General features: G+C 37.2%; 18 protein-coding genes. 11 read left to right on the plus strand and 7 right to left on the minus strand.

What is annotated here, in order from left to right; all coding sequences use genetic code 11:
* The first annotated feature begins 10 nt into the window (after nucleotides 1-10).
* The 8 genes from ACFSKV_RS16970 (at nucleotide 11) to ACFSKV_RS17005 (ending at nucleotide 9,407) form a co-directional block, all read left to right on the plus strand.
* Nucleotides 11-1,531, plus strand: a complete 1,521-nt coding sequence (locus tag ACFSKV_RS16970) for a SusD/RagB family nutrient-binding outer membrane lipoprotein (protein WP_380805445.1) — start codon at nucleotides 11-13, stop codon at nucleotides 1,529-1,531.
* A 78-nt stretch (nucleotides 1,532-1,609) separates the two neighbouring features.
* Nucleotides 1,610-2,545, plus strand: a complete 936-nt coding sequence (locus tag ACFSKV_RS16975) for an RraA family protein (RefSeq protein WP_380805448.1) — start codon at nucleotides 1,610-1,612, stop codon at nucleotides 2,543-2,545.
* Nucleotides 2,546-2,563: 18 nt separating this feature from the next.
* Nucleotides 2,564-3,850: a mandelate racemase/muconate lactonizing enzyme family protein gene (locus ACFSKV_RS16980; RefSeq protein ID WP_380806419.1), complete on the plus strand. Its 1,287-nt coding sequence runs from the start codon at nucleotides 2,564-2,566 to the stop codon at nucleotides 3,848-3,850.
* A gap of 42 nt (nucleotides 3,851-3,892) precedes the next feature.
* Nucleotides 3,893-5,170: a mandelate racemase/muconate lactonizing enzyme family protein gene (locus tag ACFSKV_RS16985; protein WP_380805450.1), complete on the plus strand. Its 1,278-nt coding sequence runs from the start codon at nucleotides 3,893-3,895 to the stop codon at nucleotides 5,168-5,170.
* A 133-nt stretch (nucleotides 5,171-5,303) separates the two neighbouring features.
* A complete protein-coding gene (locus ACFSKV_RS16990) occupies nucleotides 5,304-6,236 on the plus strand; it encodes an RraA family protein (protein WP_380805453.1) in 933 nt (310 codons plus the stop codon).
* Nucleotides 6,237-6,297: 61 nt separating this feature from the next.
* Nucleotides 6,298-7,782 carry a mandelate racemase/muconate lactonizing enzyme family protein gene (locus ACFSKV_RS16995; RefSeq protein ID WP_380805456.1) on the plus strand — a complete coding sequence of 495 codons (1,485 nt, stop codon included), beginning with the start codon at nucleotides 6,298-6,300 and terminating at the stop codon, nucleotides 7,780-7,782.
* Nucleotides 7,783-7,848: 66 nt separating this feature from the next.
* Entirely contained in the window at nucleotides 7,849-8,280 is a 432-nt protein-coding gene (locus ACFSKV_RS17000; RefSeq protein WP_380805458.1) for a nuclear transport factor 2 family protein, read from the plus strand.
* Between the two features lie 86 nt (nucleotides 8,281-8,366).
* The gene (locus ACFSKV_RS17005; protein WP_380806421.1) at nucleotides 8,367-9,407 is read left to right on the plus strand and encodes a bile acid:sodium symporter family protein; all 1,041 of its coding nucleotides are present in this window, start codon (nucleotides 8,367-8,369) and stop codon (nucleotides 9,405-9,407) included.
* A gap of 10 nt (nucleotides 9,408-9,417) precedes the next feature.
* Here ACFSKV_RS17005 and ACFSKV_RS17010 read toward each other — a convergent pair whose 3' ends face one another.
* The 5 genes from ACFSKV_RS17010 to mce form a co-directional block, all read right to left on the minus strand.
* Complete coding sequence (locus tag ACFSKV_RS17010; protein ID WP_380805461.1) at nucleotides 9,418-10,098, minus strand: ERCC4 domain-containing protein; 681 nt, start codon at nucleotides 10,096-10,098, stop codon at nucleotides 9,418-9,420.
* 112 nt (nucleotides 10,099-10,210) lie between these two features.
* The gene (gene thiL / locus ACFSKV_RS17015) at nucleotides 10,211-11,239 is read right to left on the minus strand and encodes a thiamine-phosphate kinase (protein WP_380805463.1); all 1,029 of its coding nucleotides are present in this window, start codon (nucleotides 11,237-11,239) and stop codon (nucleotides 10,211-10,213) included.
* A gap of 208 nt (nucleotides 11,240-11,447) precedes the next feature.
* Entirely contained in the window at nucleotides 11,448-12,323 is an 876-nt protein-coding gene (locus ACFSKV_RS17020; protein WP_380805465.1) for an aldo-keto reductase family protein, read from the minus strand.
* On the minus strand, nucleotides 12,323-13,333 hold the full coding sequence (locus ACFSKV_RS17025; RefSeq protein WP_380805466.1) for a Gfo/Idh/MocA family protein: 1,011 nt from the start codon (nucleotides 13,331-13,333) through the stop codon (nucleotides 12,323-12,325). Before ACFSKV_RS17025 ends, ACFSKV_RS17020 begins: the two co-directional genes overlap by 1 nt.
* Nucleotides 13,334-13,596: 263 nt before the next feature.
* Nucleotides 13,597-13,998 (minus strand): methylmalonyl-CoA epimerase, encoded by a 402-nt coding sequence (gene mce / locus ACFSKV_RS17030; protein ID WP_380805468.1) that lies wholly within the window; start codon nucleotides 13,996-13,998, stop codon nucleotides 13,597-13,599.
* Between the two features lie 93 nt (nucleotides 13,999-14,091).
* On the opposite strand from mce, the gene ACFSKV_RS17035 reads away from it, so the two are divergent.
* Both ACFSKV_RS17035 and gcvT read left to right on the plus strand, forming a co-directional pair.
* Nucleotides 14,092-14,418: a HesB/IscA family protein gene (locus ACFSKV_RS17035; protein ID WP_380805470.1), complete on the plus strand. Its 327-nt coding sequence runs from the start codon at nucleotides 14,092-14,094 to the stop codon at nucleotides 14,416-14,418.
* A gap of 105 nt (nucleotides 14,419-14,523) precedes the next feature.
* Nucleotides 14,524-15,618, plus strand: coding sequence for a glycine cleavage system aminomethyltransferase GcvT (gene gcvT, locus ACFSKV_RS17040; RefSeq protein WP_380805472.1), 1,095 nt, complete (start codon nucleotides 14,524-14,526; stop codon nucleotides 15,616-15,618).
* Nucleotides 15,619-15,688: 70 nt separating this feature from the next.
* Here the strand turns inward: gcvT and ACFSKV_RS17045 are convergent, their stop codons facing one another.
* Nucleotides 15,689-16,378, minus strand: a complete 690-nt coding sequence (locus tag ACFSKV_RS17045; protein WP_380805475.1) for a sugar transferase — start codon at nucleotides 16,376-16,378, stop codon at nucleotides 15,689-15,691.
* 216 nt (nucleotides 16,379-16,594) lie between these two features.
* Complete coding sequence (locus tag ACFSKV_RS17050) at nucleotides 16,595-17,407, minus strand: glycosyltransferase family protein (protein WP_380805478.1); 813 nt, start codon at nucleotides 17,405-17,407, stop codon at nucleotides 16,595-16,597.
* Between the two features lie 283 nt (nucleotides 17,408-17,690).
* Here ACFSKV_RS17050 and ACFSKV_RS17055 point away from each other — a divergent pair, with 283 nt between their 5' ends.
* A complete protein-coding gene (locus ACFSKV_RS17055) occupies nucleotides 17,691-18,404 on the plus strand; it encodes a 2-phosphosulfolactate phosphatase (protein WP_380805480.1) in 714 nt (237 codons plus the stop codon).
* Nucleotides 18,405-18,414 lie beyond the last annotated feature (10 nt).

Here is an 18,414-nt window from a genome sequence, read left to right on the forward strand (position 1 = left end):
AAGGAAAATCATGAAAAAGATATTTAAATATTTATGGATAGTGCTGTTCTTTGGATATAGCACCTCATGTGACCAAAATTTTGATGAGCTCAATACCAATACGGTATCAGCAACAAATATTGATGCAATGTTCCAAATCAACCAAGCGATCATTTCATCCTCTCCATCATCTTTTGGTATTTTGGTATATGAAGTAGGTGCTGTGCAGCAAGTGATTTCTCCTAACTCCGGGGTTTTAACAGGTGCTAACTTCAATCAGGACAATAGGGCTTCTACCCAGTCTAACTGGCAGCAATACTATAGGAATGTGATCAAAAACACCAAAGATGCTCTTAACAGAATTCAAAATGATCCTTCTAGGACTAATTTGGTGCAGATGGCCAGAATAATTCAGGCATATGCATTTATGGTTTTAACAGACAGCTACGGATCTATACCTTATTTTGAAGCAGGTGCAGGTTATAGCAATCAAGTGTTTTTTCCAAAATACGATGCCCAAGAAGCCATCTACACTGATATTATTAAAGAACTGGATGAGGCATCAGCAGCACTTAGTACCACAGGAAGAATAGAAACGGCCGATGTTTTGTTCGCAGGAAATGTGGATAAATGGAAGAAGTTTGGTTACTCCCTTCTCCTTCGTGCCGGAATGAGATTGGCCAAAGCCAATCCTACATTAGCACAACAGACTGTGGCCAAAGCCTTTGCAGGCGGGGTTATTACCAATAACCTGGATAATGCAATTATCAGACATGATGCCAATTATGCAAATCCTGCAGGTAATACACTCAATGCAACTGAGGCAGCAAACTTCTATTTGACTGAACCTTTTGTTAATTTCTTAAAGAATTCCAATGATCCAAGGTTGAGATCAATTGCTGTAAGGTATGTAGGTGCCACCTCTGGTCCTGAACAAACTCCCGCTATTCAATCCTATGACCCCGCTCTCCAAATCGGGATGCCAATGGGAAATGACAACGCTGGAGCTGTTCAGGCCGCTGCAGAATTGGGTTTGGCTAGCTTCTATGATTTCAGTCAAGTTGATAGAAGAAGGATGATGAAATTAACTTCTCCAAGCTTTGTGGTAACAGCTGCACAATCCCTGTTATTATTGGCAGAAGCCAGACAATTGGGTTGGATTACCTCTGGAACAGTTGAAGGGTATTTCCATGATGCCATTCGTGCACACATGATTCAAATGGCCCAATATGACCCTGCCATGGAGATCCCATTGGCCGATATTGACACCTATATCGCAGCAAATCCAATTGTAGACGCTACTGCTCTTCAACAGATCAATGAACAGTATTGGATAGCCTCATTCATGAATGGACCTGAAGCTTTTGCAAATTTCAGAAGAAGTGGGTTTCCTGTACTTGATCCCAATCCATATCCAGGTAGAGAGGTGTTGTTTATCAATAGGCTTACTTATCCAAACTCGGAGCTCTCTGTGAATGAAGAAAACGTGAATGCTGCAATTGCAGCACAGGGACCAGATAATTTAGATACTAGGGTCTGGTGGCATAAATAATTCCAAAAGCAGGTACTGAAATATCAGTACCTGCTCCCCTTTCTTTCAAAAAAACAATTTACCCTAAATCTATTTCTCATGAACTGGAAAAAAATTCCTGTTGTGGCTCTCCTTTTCTTTTTTTTAGCAGAAGGATTTTCTCAACAAATATCAAAAGAAGAACTTATCTATCTAACAAGGGAGTGGAAAGGTGAAAGGTTTGAGGATGGAAGACCCAAAGTTCCTGAAGATATTCTTAAAAGAATGAAATTGGTCACCCATGACGAAGCTTGGGCAGTAATGAAAAATGCAGGTTACCTCTACCAATACGCGGATGGTTGGCAAACAATTAACCCAGACAGCATTTTAGTTGGTAGAGCTGTCACAGCTACTTTTCTTCCCGGTCGTCCTGACATCCACAATGCTATTGATGAAAGAGGTAAAAAAGAAGGTAAAAAAGGTCAAAACTCATGGCCTGTAGACCTTTTGGTAAAAGGAGATGTCTACGTAGTGGATCAATTTGGAATTCACGTAAACGGTCCTACTATCGGTGATAATGTAGGAACTGCAATCTATTCCAAATCAGGTAACGGTATTGTATATGATGGAGCAATCCGGGATATAACCGGTCTAAAGGAGATGGGCAATTTCACTTCCTATTTTACTAGCTACCATCCCTCCCATCATAACCAACCAGGAAACCTCAATACCATGCTAACTGGTATCAACCAACCTACCAAAATAAGACAGGCAACAGTTATGGCCGGAGATGTGGTATTGGGAAGGGACGGCGCAGTTTCTTTTATTCCACCACATCTGGCAGAACAAGTGGTCATAACTTCCGAGATAGTAAGGCTTAGGGATATGTTTGGACACCAACGCCTCAAAGAAGGTATTTATACGGCTGGTCAAATTGATACAAGATGGTCTGAAGAAATTGAAAGGGATTTTTCCAAGTGGTTAAATGACCATATTGATGAATTGCCTGTACCAAGGGAACAGATTCAAGAAATTCTTAAGAAAAGAACTTGGTAATCATTGAACAAAAAAATAATGAATATGGACAATAAAAGGCGTTCATTTCTCAAAAAGGGAATATTTACAGGATTAGCAACTTCAACACTGATGCCCACTTTTGGTTCAGAGCTCATTGCAGCTGTAGATAGGGGACCAAAATATTCAAACCCCTCTGATCTTAAAATAACAGGAATCAAAACAGCCTTCATGAAGGGTCATGGCACGCATATGTTTGTAAAGTTGACTACAAATCAAGGCATTACCGGATATGGTGAAGCAATGGATGCAGTCAGAGGAACTTACGGAGTGGCGACAGGAACAGAAGGATGGGACAATATGACTCAATTTTTGATTGGCCAAAACCCTTTGGAAGTCAATAAGATTGTAGAACAGATATTAAGAAGAGGTCATTTTGGCGGGGCCCAGGGAGGGATGTATGTAGCAGTGCTTACAGGCATCGAAATCGCACTTTGGGATCTAGCCGGAAAAGCCATGAACCAACCTGTTTATAGGTTAATGGGAGGAAAGTTTAGGGATAAAATCCGTTTGTACTGTGACAGTGCCAGTAGTTCCGAAAGTCCCGAAGACATGGCTGCAAGTGCCATTGAAGTAAAAAATGCCGGATTTTCTGCGATAAAATTTGATATAGATTGGGCAGAAGATCCTGCAAAGCAGGATGAATTTAACCGTACTGCTTCAAATGGGGAAATTGACCGCATGGTGAAACAGATTTCGGCGGTAAGAGAGGCCATTGGAATGAATATGGACTTATGTCTTGATGCACATGGAAGATATGACCTTCCCTCAGGGATTCAAATCGCCAAAGAAATGGAGCAATTCAAGTTGATGTTTTTAGAAGAACCCATTCCTGCTGAAAACCTTGACAGTTTACGTGAAATAAACAGTCAAACAACTACTCCTATTTGCACAGGGGAAAATCAATACCTGGCACATGATTTCAGAAAAATCCTTGAAAAAAAAGCAGCTGATATTGTCATGCCTGATCTTCATAAATGTGGTGGTCTAGGTGAAGGACAAAGAATTGCCAACCTTGCCAATCTGTATTATGTTCCGGTCGCACCACATATGGTAGCCTCCCCTTTTGGAGCCATGGCTGCTTGTCATTGTTGTGCCTCTATTTCAAATTTCCTCTGTTTGGAATGGCATTGGTTTTCAAGATGGAAGATGTGGGATGAACTGATTTTGGAAGCACCTATTATCAAAAACGGATATATCCATATTACAGATAAACCGGGAGTTGGAGTAACGCTAAATGAAGAAGCCATCAGGAAGTATGCTGTTCAGGATGCCCCTTTCTTTTAAAAATTGAACTATAAAAAAATCATTAAAAAATCCAAAAGCATAATGAAAGGAAAAGACACAAGAAGATCATTTATTCAAAAAGGCTTAGTCGCAGGTCTAACTGGCGGAGCCCTTTTTTCAACATTTGGTCAAGGTTTAAGTGCTGCAGTAGAAAGACAATCCCCCTATTCCAACCCTTCCGATTTGGTAATTACAGATGTGAAATGCGGTTACGTACGCGGTGCCCTTTATGTTAAAGTATATACGAACCAGGATGTATGGGGATGCGGAGAGGCAGTGGATGCCATTCACGGAACCTACCATTTGGTCAAAAGATTAGGCAATCAAATCAAAGGCCAAAGTCCGTTGAACCCAAACCGAATTGCAGAACAACTAAGAAAAGGAGCCTTCTTCGGAGGAGCCCAATCAGGCGTTTTTGTTGCGGTACTAACAGCTATAGAAACCGCTCTTTGGGATTTGACAGGGAAGGTGTTCGGAGTACCTGTTTATCAGCTCCTAGGGGGAAAATTCAGGGATAAAATACGGGTATATTGCGATACTGCATTATATACATCGAGAAACCCATCTCCCAAAGATTATGCAGATGCAGCTAAAGGGGCTGTTGCCAGGGGGTATAATGCTGTGAAATTTGATGTAGATGATGGGCGGGATCCAAATAAGTACGATAGATTCAACTGGACTGCTAATCCAATGGAAATTGACAGAATGTACAATGCCATTGCAGCGGTAAGAGAAGCTGTTGGACCTAATATTGATATCTGCGTGGATATGCATGGTAGATATGATGCGGTAACTGGACTGAAAATGGCCAAAATGTATGAAGACCTCAACCTCATGTGGTTGGAAGAGCCGATTCCTGCAGACAATCCAGAAGTATATAAATCAATAACATCCCAAACCAGCACACCGATTTGTACCGGAGAAAACATTTATCTGGCTTATGGTTTTACGCGCCTGTTGTCAGAATCAGCTGTGGACATCATCATGCCGGATATTCAAAAGGCGGGAGGACTTGGAGAAGCACAACGCATAGCAAATTTAGCTAATCTTTATTACGTACCATTTTCTCCTCATATGGTAGCCTCTTTCTTGGGAGCAATGGCAAGTTGCCATGTCTGTGCCTCGGTTCCTAATTTTCAGATTATGGAATGGCAGATTTATATGGATACGGATCAATTATGGAAAGATATTGTAACCTATGATGGTCCAAGAACCGAAAACAGTTTTATTACTTTATCTGAAAAACCAGGTATAGGTGTTGAAATCAACGAGGAAGGTATGAGAAAATATGCAGTAAAAGATGTCCCGTTCTTTGAATAATTTGGTTCAATTGATATGGTTCAAAACAAGTAATCTAAACAGGTATTGAACCAATCTTATAAAAACCAAAGAATTAAAGACCGGAATTTCATTAATTAAATAAAAAGATGTGCAACCCATTTAACCAGCAATAATGAAAAAATTAATTTTATCAATAATGGCAATTTTTGCCATAGCAATTTTCCCTACTGATGCCCAGCAAATTACGCCCACAGTAGATCAGGTTAAGTCCTTAACTTCACAATGGACTGGAGAAAGGTTCCCGGATGGCAGGCCAAAAGTTTCTGATAACCTTTTAAAAAGGCTTGAAAAGGTCTCAATGGAAGAAGCTTGGGGTTATTTAAGAAACAAAGGTTATCACAATCAATACGAAAACGATTGGGTCATCATTGACGATGATCGGGTGATGACTGGAAGGGCCGTTACAGCCCAATATATGCCGCTTAGGAATGATTTAAACGACCTGGTAAAAGAAATCGGAAAGTCAGAAGGAAGGACCCAGGCAGGAGGTACTAACTCCTGGCCAATAGATGTATTGGTAGAGGGTGATGTTTATGTGGCTGACAGTTATGGAAAAATTGTAGATGGAACCTTAATTGGAGATAATCTCGGAAATGCCATTTATGCAAAATCAAAAAGAGGTGTGGTCTTTTATGGATCCGTTAGGGATATGGCTGGCTTATCGAGAATTGAGGGATTCAATGGATGGATAAAAGGTCATGATCCATCCTTTATACAACAAATGATGCTGACAACCATCAACTATCCTATACGGATTGGAAGAGCTACTGTCATTCCGGGAGATGCTGTACTCGCCAACAAATATGGTGTCATATTTATTCCATCCCACTTATTAGCTGATCTGGTAATCAATGCAGAATTTATCATGCTTCGCGACCAATTTGGTATTCAGAGATTGAAGGAAGGAAAATATACTGCAGGAGAAATTGATAGTAAGTGGAGTGAACCCATTGTCAAGGATTTTCTTGATTGGGTAAACAAAAAGCAAGATCTACCAATGAGCAGGGAAGAGTTGAACAATTTCCTTAAGGAAAGAAATTGGTAATATTTTTATTCAACATCCAAATTTATTAATCTAAAAAAATTAACAATTAACCATTAAACCCATGAAAAGTACACTTCAAGAAATCATTGCTAAAAACAAATTAAGGGAGAAAGAATATGCAGCAGAAAGGCTTGCGGAAATAAATAATCCTTTTACTAAAGATAACAGAAGAGAATTCCTTAAAAAAACTGCACTCGGTGGGATTTCACTTTCTGCCTTAATGGGCCTTTCCTTAAGCGATACTTTGGCAGAAACTACCTCAAATGTCAAAAGGGCTTCAGCGCCATCGGATTTAAAAATCACAGATTTAAGATACTGTGTTACCACAGTATTGGGCAGAACTGCGATCATAAGAATCGATACCAATCAGGGTATCTATGGACTTGGAGAAGTAAGAGATGGGGCGGATCCAAGGTATGCCTTGATGCTCAAGAGCCGAATTTTAGGAGAAAATCCATGTAATGTAGAAAAAATCTTTAAAATCATTAAGCAATTTGGTGGTCAGGCGCGTCAGGCCGGAGGAGTTTGTGCAGTAGAAATGGCACTTTGGGACCTTTGTGGCAAGGCTTACAATGTACCAGCCTGGCAGTTATTGGGAGGACGTTACAGGGATAGTGTTAGGCTTTATGCCGATACCCCAACAGGAGATACACCTGCGGAACAGAGAGAAGCGATCAAATACCGGACACAAACGCAGGGATATACCTGGCTGAAAATGGATGTTTCAATAAACCAAGTCAGAAATATACCCGGAACCTTGAATAACACTGATATTATGAAACAAGGTTCTAGTCAATGGCAGGGTGGATATATGTCCTATGCAAACACCAAACATGCATTTACCGGTATACAAATTACTGAAAAAGGATTGGATGAACTTGCCAAAATTGTCCATAGCGTAAGGGAGATGGTGGGCTATGAGATTCCGATTTCTACTGACCATTACGGACATATCGATATGAATAATTGTATCAAATTGGGAAAAGCTTTGGAAAAATATAATCTGGCATGGTTGGAGGATATGGTTCCCTGGCAATGGACTGAACAACATAGAAAAATTACAGAAGCCCTGGAAACTCCTACCACAACTGGGGAAGATATTTTTCTTCTAGAAAACTTCAAAGATTTAATTCATTCCCATGCAGTGGATATTGTCCACCCAGATCTGGCTTCATCTGGAGGTCTTCTCGAAACCAAAAGAATCGGAGATTATGCTGAAGAATTTGGCATTGCCATGGCTATGCATCAGGCAGGAACACCAGTTTCATTTATGGCCAATGTTCACTGTGCCGCTGCAACTCAAAACTTTCTATCACTCGAACATCATTCAGTAGACCTTCCTTGGTGGGAAGATTTGGTCAAAACCACTTGGGGAGGCAAAATGATAGAAAAAGGTTACGCTACAGTGCCATTGGATGCCCCAGGATTGGGTATAGAACTCAATGATGAAGTCGTAAAACAACATCTTCATAAATCTGATTCTTCCTACTTTGCTCCTACGACTGAATGGGATGAAAAAAGATCCCATGACAGAACCTGGAGTTAATTAACTACATTATCAACAAGGAGCTGTGGCATCCAAAGCCACAGCCCTTTTTTAAATTTTCAATCTATGAAATATTTAATATTCCTATTCTTTCTCTATAATCCAGGCAACTTCTATAGCCCTCAAAATGATATAGGAGAAGTAGAAAAAGCTGTAAATGAATTCGCCAAGGCAGTAGTTGAAGCAGATAAGGAAAAATTTGAAAAGATGCTTTCGAAAGATTTGGTATATGGCCATTCCAGTGGAGCTGTTCAAAACAAACAGGAATTTATAGAAGAAATTATTAGCCTCACGCCATTTGATTACCTTTCTGTCAATGTCAGTGATCAAACCATTAAAATCTCAAACAATGTAGCTGTTGTTAGACATATTTATTCTGCGAAAGCAAAAAACAATTCCGGCGAAATTGTTGATATCCGCATCGGCAACATGATGGTATGGGTAAAAAAAGGGAAGGATTGGAACCTTCTTTCCCGACAAGCCTACCGTTTGCCATAATTTCAAATTTGTTTTAAAATTAAAAATAAAACCTAACAAAGACACCCTTGAAATCGATAGTTTACAAATACCTTCTTTGGACCTCCATACCAGTATTATTACTTTCAATTATTTTTATTTTCCAAAATAACAGCTCATGGGTAGGGCCACTGCTCATTCTTTTTTTCATCCTTTTGGGAATAGGATTTAGGGGTTATGATAGCCTCAAAGGATATACATATACCACCATGATTTTTGCTGCAGTGACTGCCTCTATGTTTTATCCTGCTGTATTTACCCAAGTTGGTGATTACAAATTGAGCAATTTGATTGTTCCCTTATTACAGATCATCATGTTCGGTATGGGAACCTCCATGAGTCTAAGAGATTTTTATGGGGTAGTAAAAATGCCAAAGGGAGTTTTAATTGGAGTTTTATGCCAGTTTTCTATTATGCCTTTTATTGGATATTCGTTGGCCAAAGCAAGTGGTTTCCCTCCTGAAATAGCTGCCGGACTGATTCTCATCGGTTGTTCTCCAAGTGGTATGGCCTCTAATGTCATGAGTTTCCTGGCCAAGGCGAACCTTGCGCTTTCCATAACCATAACTGCAATTACAACCATGTTGGCACCATTTGTTACTCCTGTTTTGATGGGTTGGCTGGCCGGTGAATTTGTGGAGGTGGATGTTTTTAAAATGGTCATGGATATTGTTAAAATAGTTATCATCCCCATTGGTGCAGGGCTTATTTTCAACAAGTTCCTAGGCGGAAAATCAAAATGGTTAGATGAAGCCATGCCTTTGGTATCCATGTTGGGAATCGCATTTATCATAGTTATAATCACCGCTGCAGGAAGGGATAGCCTGCTTAATATTGGTCCATTATTAATTTTATTGGTTGTATTCCACAATTTAAGTGGATATACCTTGGGTTATTGGGCTGCAAAACTTTTCAGAATGGATGAAAAGGATTGTAGAACCATTGCACTTGAAGTAGGTATGCAAAACGCCGGATTGGCATCAGGGCTGGCCAAGGAAATGGGGAAAATAGCAACCGTAGGTTTGGCCGCGGCTGTATTTGGTCCTTTAATGAATATCAGTGGTTCAGTTTTGGCTTCTTATTGGCATAAAAAACCCATTAAAGAATAAGGCATTTCATTTACTTCTTTAAAATCTCCTGGAATTGGCTCCAAGTATTGGGGCCAATTCCTTTTATATCAAGAAATTCCTCTCTCCTAGATTGGAAAACCCGACCAAGTGTTTGAAATTTTTCCAATAATGATCTAGCCCTCTCATTACCAATTCCAGGGAATCCCTCCAGGATATGGATTTTATCATGAAAATGCCTGTCTTTCTTCTTTTTAAACTTCCTTCTCCGCGGATGGGACCTATAGTATTGAAAACTCTCTTTTGTCAATTGTTTATATCCCTGCAACATAATTGATACTGTTTCCTCAATTCCTTTTGACCTTAGAATTGGAATTTTAAATCCCACACTTATAGAAATCAAAATACCATTGATGGCTGGAGCTGAAAAATCAGTTGCTTTAAAATCTTTTTGTTTCCCTTCCAAAATCAAAATGCCAGGAATTGTACAATTGGCTAACTTTCCTATTTGTTTGAATAAACGACCGTCTTTGATTGAAGCGCAGAAATCCAAAATCGTTTTTCTTTCAACTATTAATTCATTATCAAACATATAATCTCCGACTTCCAGCCTCTTCCTTTGTACCAATAAATTGCCTTTTTCAAGTAATTTCTTTTCTATAGAAATTGGCTCCCTGTCGTCAATAATTACCTCAAGAGGATAAAATAAAGAAGTTTTAAGAATTCTGGACATAAAAATTAAAAAGTCAGAAATATGATAAATTTAAAAAAATAAGGCTCTAAATCCAATTAAGTTTCCAATAGCTCCTCATTTTCCAAAAAATTAAAAGCTATTGGAAATTTCTTTAAAAATGCTTCCAACCCTGTGCCTTCAATTGGGCAGCCGTTCCACTTTTAGTAACCAAATATTTTCCTTCCTCCTCTTTGGTGACATGCCCAATAAAGTGAATATCCGGATGTTTTTCAATTTTATTAAAATCCTTTTGGTCAATGGTAAACAACAGTTCATAATCTTCTCCCCCATTCAATACGCAGGTAATTGGGTCCAATCCAAGCTCCACAGCCGTATCGTATGTCTGTTTATCAATCGGCAGTTTATCTTCATATATGGTAACTCCTACTTTTGAGGCTTTACAGATATGGAATAATTCCGACGCCAATCCATCAGAAATGTCCATCATACTGGTAGGCACAAGTCCCAATTCCCGAAATTCATGAATGATATCCATTCTGGCCTCGGGGCGTAATTGTCTGGCAGTCACAATCTGATATTTTTCCAATTCCGGTTTCATATCAGGATTGGACAAAAAAACCTGCTTCTCCCTTTCCAATATCTGAAGACCAACCAATGCGCCACCCAGATCCCCTGTAACACAGACAATGTCATTTAATTTTGCGCCGGATCTGTAGACCACCTGTTCTGGTAGGGCCTCCCCTATCGCGGTAACTGAAATCAACAATCCAGATCTGGAGGCTGTAGTGTCTCCTCCAACTACATCAACACCATAATGTTCAGCAGCAGCATTGATCCCTGCGTATAAAGCATCTACGGCTTCTACTGAAAACCTATTGGATAAGGCAACGCTTACCGTTATCTGTTTCGGAACTGCGTTCATTGCTGCTACGTCTGAAATATTGACAGCAACCGCCTTGAATCCAACATGGGTAAGAGGGGCGTATGAGAGGTCAAAATGTACCCCTTCTAATAAAAGGTCAGTAGTAACCACTTTTACATGATCTCCTGAAGCAATCACGGCAGCATCATCCCCTATTCCTTTAAGACTTGATGAATTTTTAAGCTTTATATTTTCATTGAGATGTTCAATCAGGCCAAATTCTCCTATTTCACTGATTTCCGTTCTTTCTTTAGACATGTTTGTTTTTCATTTCTTATATAGAACTGCAAAGATACTCTTAATTCCCAAAAGAGAGATGGCATCTCAATTTGATAGCAAATCTGCATGGAAATGAAAGGATTAAATTAGAGAATTTATTTGGCTATTTCTTGCCGATTTGAAAAGATGAAAAAAAGCTGACCTTGGAATTGGGCCAGCTTGAAAATTCTATTTAGAAAAAATTCATCTATTCATTCAGCACTTTTTGTTTGTCATAATAGGTAATTGTGTCAACAGTATTCTGAATATTCTGTTTAGAAGAAGCTCCGAATAATATAGATTCCACATTCGGTAATTTGGCCACATATTCCAAAGCTTCTTTAGGAGGTATGGCTCCTCCTCCAAGCACTTGCATTGCAATAACCCTACACCTTCCTTGTTTTAAAATTTCCTCATATAGTGGTTTACCACCAGACATTCTAAAATTGACTTTATTGATTGAAGCACAGATAATTGGGTTTTTAACACCACCTTCTTCCAAGACCGGTAATAGTTTGGGTAGGTTCATAGTAATGAAACCTGCTTCTGCATTATATTTTTTTTCAACATGCTTAGCAAATGCGATCAACAATTCATTCATGCCCAATCCCAGTAATAAATCCGTGATCACATTTTGTAAAAATATTACAGGAGTGTTGACTCCTTTGAACATTTTCATCTCTGCATCAACCAATAATTCCATGATAGAAATAAAGTCCTTGTTGACGAATGCAACTCCTCCTTTAAACAATGAACCAAAGAAATTCCCCGGTACATATTGCTTCAATGTTCCAACTATTCCTAATTCTGTAACTGCGTTTGCATATTTGTGGGCATAGGGCATGCAAGGATAAATTTTGAAGTCCTTATATTTTTCAGGATTATTTCTGATTACTTCACAAATATTTGCTATTCTGTCATGCGTGGTACACATAAATGTGTTGATCCCAGCTGCCATGGCATCATCTAGAACCTTAAGTATAGCAGAATCATCTTTAAATTTGATAGCCTGAGCCCTGGACTTTTCATCCGAAATATGGTTTACGGCGAAGAATTGGTTATCGCCAAATAATATCCTTTCCATTACTTTGAATTATTTTTAATGATAGAGATAGACAAATCTGTTTTCCAGGCACTTTCAAAAGTATTGATAGCATTAGGAACTATTCCTTGTACTGCCTTTACGAAATAATCAATCTGTGCTGAATACTCTTCCCCACGTAAATAAAAGTTAACCTCTTCAGTCAGATCGGTTACATATTTAACATTCCAACCTTTACTATATTCTTTTGGATGCTCGTCTGATTTGAAGTAAACTTTTAATTCATTCGCATCTGAAACGATTTTACCTTTATTACCTATTATGGTAACAGAGGTTGACATTTTCCTGTAAGTTTCATCACTCCAGTTTACAGAAATGACTCCGGAAGTACCGGTTTCGATTCCAACAAGGGCATACACCGCGTCATCTACTTGCTTAGAATAAATGGACTTCAACATTGCCCCTTTACAGGAATTGATCGGACTTAGGATATCATTGATCAGGTCAATGACATGAGAGGCATAATCCATCAAGCATCCTCCTCCTTCATTTGGATCTGATCTCCAGGTTTCACTTTTTTTCTTAATTACAACAGGCCCATAAGCTTCTCCCAAAAAATGTTGTATATCTCCGATATACCCACCTTTTACAATTCTTTTAACTTCCTGAAAAGTTCCTACGAATTTATTGTGATACCCCACCTGATTAACCAATCCTTTCTTCTTTGCCAAAAGGAACAGTTCATTACTTTCTGTGGGATTTAAACAAAATGGCTTTTCGGAAAAAACATGGATATTTTTATCCAAAAGATCTTTCACCATCTTATAATGGAATTTGGTCGGAACCGCCACAAAAACCGCATCTGGTTTAGTCGTATCCACCATTTTGATATAATCTGTAAAGCAGTCATAGCCGCTATACTTTTCCAAAACATCAGAAACGATTTTCGATGTATCGCAGACTCCTACAATTTTAACATCAGGGTGCGCCCCCAAAATTGAAAGATGAGAAATACCCATCTTACCCGCACCGATCAAGGCTACTTTTAACATTTTAATATATTATTAATTCAGAAAATATTTAATTTCAAAACAAATGGCATAAGCTCAAATTACTCAAATATTTTAAACATTGTAAAAAAACATATAAATCAGAGTATTTAAGATTTGTGCCAAATTACGTTATTGTTTATTTGAAAAACAAGTTTTTATATTCAAAAATACAAAATTATAAATTTAGCTTTTTAGAAAATCAGATTAAGTGGATACTCATCATATAAACGCAAAATTTAAAAAGAAATTTGAAATTATAAAAATCATCCTCTTTCTTGGCAAAGTTCAACCAAAACACCATTGGTAGATCTTGGATGTAAGAAAACGATCAACTTATTATCAGCGCCTACTTTTGGAACTTCATTCAAAATTTCAAATCCTTCACTTTTCAACCGATCTATTTCTGCATTAATATCCTCAACATCAAAAGCAATATGATGGATTCCTTCGGATCTCTTACTTATAAACTTAGCTATCGGACTGCCTTCACTTGTTGCTTCCAATAATTCTATCTTGGTTTCACCAATCATGAAAAAGGAGGTTTTTACACCTTCTCCTTCAACCAATTCTTCTTTATAGGAGGAAGTTCCCAATAATTTTTTAAAAAGATCATTTGCCTTTTCCAAATCTCTTACAGCAATTCCCAAATGCTCTATTTTTCTCATTTCAATAATTTTTTATCTTTGATATTGAATTATTCCAAAAGTAATCATGTTTATGAAATGCTTGTTTAACTTTGAATTAATTAATTTGAAAATATGATTGTCGTTACTGAAAAAGCAAAAGACCGAATTATCCAACTGAAAAAAGAAGAAGGAAGAACTGAAAATGAAAATATCAGAGTTTCTGTCAAAGGTGGTGGATGTTCAGGATTGATGTATGACCTGGATTTTGATGCCAAGGTGGTTGAAAGTGACCATGTTTTTGAAGATAAGGGAATTAAAATTATTGTAGATAGAAAAAGTTTATTATACCTCGCTGGAACAACACTTGAATTTTCAGATGGACTGAATGGAAAAGGTTTTCAGTTTGTAAATCCCAATGCATCAAGAACCTGTGGTTGTGGAGAGAGTTTTTCGGTTTAAAATAAATGCGAATTAATAATAGTGCCGGATCTCAATCCGGCATTTTTTATTACTGAAAGTACCTGAAATATCTTAGATTTGCTCGCTAAAAAATAAACCCATCTGATGACAGAAGATATAAAAAAAATTACGCTAAACGACCTCCATGTTGCATTGGGAGGGAAAATGGTGCCTTTTGCAGGCTATAGTATGCCAGTAAGATATTCATCTGATCTTGAGGAACACAAAACAGTGAGAGAAGGTGTGGGTGTTTTTGACGTATCCCATATGGGAGAATTCATGGTAAAAGGACCGCAAGCCCTATCTCTGATCCAAAAAGTGACTTCAAACGATGCATCTAAACTGGTTGTTGGACAAGCCCAATACTCTTGTTTCCCAAACGAGTCTGGTGGTATTGTTGATGACCTTATTGTTTATAAGATGGGTGAAAAAAAATTTATGTTGGTGGTTAATGCCTCCAATATTGATAAGGACTGGAAGTGGATCAATAAGCATAATGATATGGGAGCTGAGTTGGAAAATATCTCAGATTCTATTTCCTTATTCGCTATCCAAGGTCCTTTAGCTTCAAAAGCCGTTCAATCTCTCACTCCAATTAATTTATCAGAAATAAAATTTTATCATTTTGAAATTGGCGAATTTGCAGGGGTTAAAGATGTTATCATTTCAGGAACAGGGTATACCGGAGCTGGAGGCTTTGAAATTTACGTTAAAAATGAGGATGCCGAAAAAGTGTGGAATGCAATTTTTGAGGCTGGAAAAAATTGGGGTATAAAACCTATAGGATTAGGCGCAAGGGATACTTTAAGGTTGGAAATGGGTTATTGCCTTTATGGAAATGATATTAACGACTCCACTTCTCCTTTGGAAGCCGGTCTGGGTTGGATTACAAAGTTCACAAAAAACTTCATCAATAGTGAAAATTTAAAAAAACAAAAAGAGGAAGGAGTCAATAAAAAACTAATTGGTTTTATTCTTAAGGAAAAAGGAATTCCCAGGGCTCATTACCCTATAACTAATAAAGAAGGTGAAATAATCGGGGAAGTTACCTCTGGAACAATCTCTCCAACCATGGGTATTGGAATTGGATTAGGATATGTAAAATCAGCTTATGCTTCCACAGGCACTGAAATTGAAATCACTGTTAGAAATAAGAACTTAAAGGCAAAAGTAGAAAAGCTGCCCTTACTTAAAAAATAATCCTGAAACATCTCCTAAATAAAAAAAGCTGCCTTTTAGCAGCTTTTTTCATTAAATCAACCTTAAAAAATCAATAAGCATTTTCATTTTTGAACAATATACTGTGAATGGTGATAAAGATTATTTTTATATCCAATCCTAGACTCCATTTTTCAATATAGAAGAGATCAAGTTTTAACCTGGATTGCATATCAAACTTACTTTTTATTTCACCTCTGAAACCTTTTGCCTGAGCCAATCCTGTAATTCCTGGTTTAACCAAATGTCTCAACATATAGTTATCATATACTTCCCTGCAATTCTGATTCATTTCAACTGCATGTGGACGAGGCCCCACCAAAGTCATTTCGCCAGTGAGGACATTAAACAATTGAGGCAATTCATCTAAACTTGTTTTCCTAAGAAAAGCACCAATTTTAGTAATCCTAGGATCATGTTTAACGGCTTGCTTAAAATTATCTTCAGGATTATAGGTCATGGTCCTGAATTTGAAACATATAAACCTGGAATTGTACTGACCATCCCTAAGTTGTTTATAAAAAACCGGTCCCTTTGAATCCAGTTTTATTAATATCGCGATTATCGGGAATAACCAAATTCCAACCAAGGCTAAAAAAAGGCTGGAAATCAAAATATCCAAAATTCTTTTGAAGAGGATTTGGGAGCTATCCAAAAGATTTTCGGAGTACCGTTTTATTACAAAATCAGATTCGGTCCTAAAAACTTTGGAATTACTGGGGCTTGAGATTAGAGTCTCCATACACTAAAACAAATTTAAATTGTTGAAAACCAGTTATTTACAATCAATCAATAGTTAACCGTATTTTCACTGGCATAAAATTAATATTAAAATCAATAAAACAAAAACAAATTACATTTTTTTTGATTCGAAATACATTTAAATGATTTTTAATCCGGTAATTTTTTATCATCCAAAAACTGCTTTAGATGAACATTTCGGATTGTACTCATTACCTTAATTCACTTCATGATTAACTTCCATTTTCAATTTTTTAACTGTATTAATATCATAATACCAATTGAATTCGGCAGGCAAAACTTTAACTTTTTGGGATCTGGATAATATCACGCATTCCAAACTCTTTTCAGGGATAAGTTCATTTAAAATTTCATTCACAAAGCCCCCACTCTTTTTAAAATGCGCTCTTTTTACGGACTGGAATAATTCAGGTTCAAGGTCTTTCAATTCATCCAAAAAATCCTGTGCCCTAAAACAATAAATGCCGCTATTGACAAGCTTTATATCCATATTTCGGATGTCAAGGTTAGTCTGATGCTGTAAATTTTCATCTGCGGGTAATGCATTTTTGTTAAAATCACTCTTCTTCTGATTCTTAGTGGTCTGTATCAATCCAATGATCACTAAATGGCCATTTTTTGCAATTTTCTTTGCATTTTCAATGACTTCAAAATAGTGTTTATCAGCAATTATTAATTGATCTGAAGGCGTAATCAATAAAATATCCTCAGGATCTGATTCAAAAGCAGCAAAAGCAGCTGCAGAGGCCGTATTCTTAGGACAGGCTTCAATTATTTCATCATAATTGAAAATCTTAAGTTTCGAAAATACATCCCTTGAATGCTTGAAATTATCTAATCTACCAATAACCATTAGGTCATCTGACAAAGACTTATTCCTTTCAATGGTAAGTTCAAAAGGTGATTTACCCTCCACCAAAGGAAGGTATTGAAAAGATTTACTTTTAATTGGATAAGCCCCAATTTTTGACGGCTTTACATCCGAAAGAATAACATTTTTTGTTTTCATAACTCCAACTAATTAAAAACTTGAATGACAACTATGACTTGTTCAAAAAAACTAAAGCATTGAATCCTTATAGGCTTAAGCTTTTCAAGTTGTTTAAACAATTCATAAATCTTTTCACAAGGTTAAATGATATTTTTTTAAAAAACAAATTTTTATATATAAAATACATTTTTTTTATTTCATATAATCAATTATTTGAGAATTGAGTTATTGTAAAACACTTCCAAAATTCAATTATAAATTTTAACAAGATCTATTATTAACTTTGAAAGCAAAAAGTAATATGCGGAAAATTGAAACCTGCTTAAGTCCAGAGTTGATACATCTATATGAGATCAAAGGAAAAAATGTAGTAATTGTTGATATTTTTCGGGCAACTTCCACTATGATTTCTGCCCTGGCAAATGGAGTATTTTCCATTACTCCATTTTACAGCCTGGAAGAATGTATGGGCATGCAGGGTAAAGGCTATATTATTGCAGGGGAAAGAGATGGCAAAACAGCTGAAGGGTTTGAATTGGGTAATTCTCCCATAGAATTTTTAAATGGTCAATATAAAGGAAAGAAAATTGCCATGACAACCACCAACGGAACTCATGCGATTGAAAAGTCAAAACTAAATGCCAGCAGCATTATCATTGGTTCCTTTTTGAACTTGAATGCCACTGCTAAATACCTGAGTTCAAAAGGAGAAAATATATTGATATTATGCGCCGGTTGGAAAGGTAAATTCAATTTAGAGGATTCCTTATATGCAGGTGCTCTTGCCACTGTCCTCAAATCCAATTTTCAGACTGAATGTGATACGACAATAGCTTTGGAAAGTTTATATGAATGCCATCAAAACAATCTTAAGAAATTACTTTCCCGAGCATCTCACACCAAAAGGCTTCAAAATGAAAATATTGAGGCTGATATAGATTTTTGTCTGACTTTTAATAAATACAATACAATTGGTGTTTTCAATGGAGAAGTAATTATTTCCGAGAAACAATAGGTTTTCAAAG

The organism is Shivajiella indica, assembly GCF_042683085.1.
Classification (GTDB): Bacteria; Bacteroidota; Bacteroidia; order Cytophagales; family Cyclobacteriaceae; genus Shivajiella; species Shivajiella indica.

Excerpts from the sequence above, each read along its gene's own strand:
- ACFSKV_RS16990 (WP_380805453.1), top strand. The coding sequence starts at position 5,304 with ATGAAAAAATTAATTTTATCAATAATGGCAATTTTTGCCATAGCAATT.
- ACFSKV_RS17020 (WP_380805465.1), bottom strand. The coding sequence starts at position 12,323 with ATGGAAAGGATATTATTTGGCGATAACCAATTCTTCGCCGTAAACCAT.
- ACFSKV_RS16995 (WP_380805456.1), top strand. The coding sequence starts at position 6,298 with ATGAAAAGTACACTTCAAGAAATCATTGCTAAAAACAAATTAAGGGAG.
- ACFSKV_RS16980 (WP_380806419.1), top strand. The coding sequence starts at position 2,564 with ATGAATATGGACAATAAAAGGCGTTCATTTCTCAAAAAGGGAATATTT.
- ACFSKV_RS16985 (WP_380805450.1), top strand. The coding sequence starts at position 3,893 with ATGAAAGGAAAAGACACAAGAAGATCATTTATTCAAAAAGGCTTAGTC.
- mce (WP_380805468.1), bottom strand. The coding sequence starts at position 13,998 with ATGAGAAAAATAGAGCATTTGGGAATTGCTGTAAGAGATTTGGAAAAG.
- thiL (WP_380805463.1), bottom strand. The coding sequence starts at position 11,239 with ATGTCTAAAGAAAGAACGGAAATCAGTGAAATAGGAGAATTTGGCCTG.
- ACFSKV_RS17050 (WP_380805478.1), bottom strand. The coding sequence starts at position 17,407 with ATGAAAACAAAAAATGTTATTCTTTCGGATGTAAAGCCGTCAAAAATT.
- ACFSKV_RS17035 (WP_380805470.1), top strand. The coding sequence starts at position 14,092 with ATGATTGTCGTTACTGAAAAAGCAAAAGACCGAATTATCCAACTGAAA.
- ACFSKV_RS17055 (WP_380805480.1), top strand. The coding sequence starts at position 17,691 with ATGCGGAAAATTGAAACCTGCTTAAGTCCAGAGTTGATACATCTATAT.
- ACFSKV_RS17000 (WP_380805458.1), top strand. The coding sequence starts at position 7,849 with ATGAAATATTTAATATTCCTATTCTTTCTCTATAATCCAGGCAACTTC.
- ACFSKV_RS17045 (WP_380805475.1), bottom strand. The coding sequence starts at position 16,378 with ATGGAGACTCTAATCTCAAGCCCCAGTAATTCCAAAGTTTTTAGGACC.
- ACFSKV_RS16970 (WP_380805445.1), top strand. The coding sequence starts at position 11 with ATGAAAAAGATATTTAAATATTTATGGATAGTGCTGTTCTTTGGATAT.
- gcvT (WP_380805472.1), top strand. The coding sequence starts at position 14,524 with ATGACAGAAGATATAAAAAAAATTACGCTAAACGACCTCCATGTTGCA.
- ACFSKV_RS17025 (WP_380805466.1), bottom strand. The coding sequence starts at position 13,333 with ATGTTAAAAGTAGCCTTGATCGGTGCGGGTAAGATGGGTATTTCTCAT.
- ACFSKV_RS17010 (WP_380805461.1), bottom strand. The coding sequence starts at position 10,098 with ATGTCCAGAATTCTTAAAACTTCTTTATTTTATCCTCTTGAGGTAATT.
- ACFSKV_RS16975 (WP_380805448.1), top strand. The coding sequence starts at position 1,610 with ATGAACTGGAAAAAAATTCCTGTTGTGGCTCTCCTTTTCTTTTTTTTA.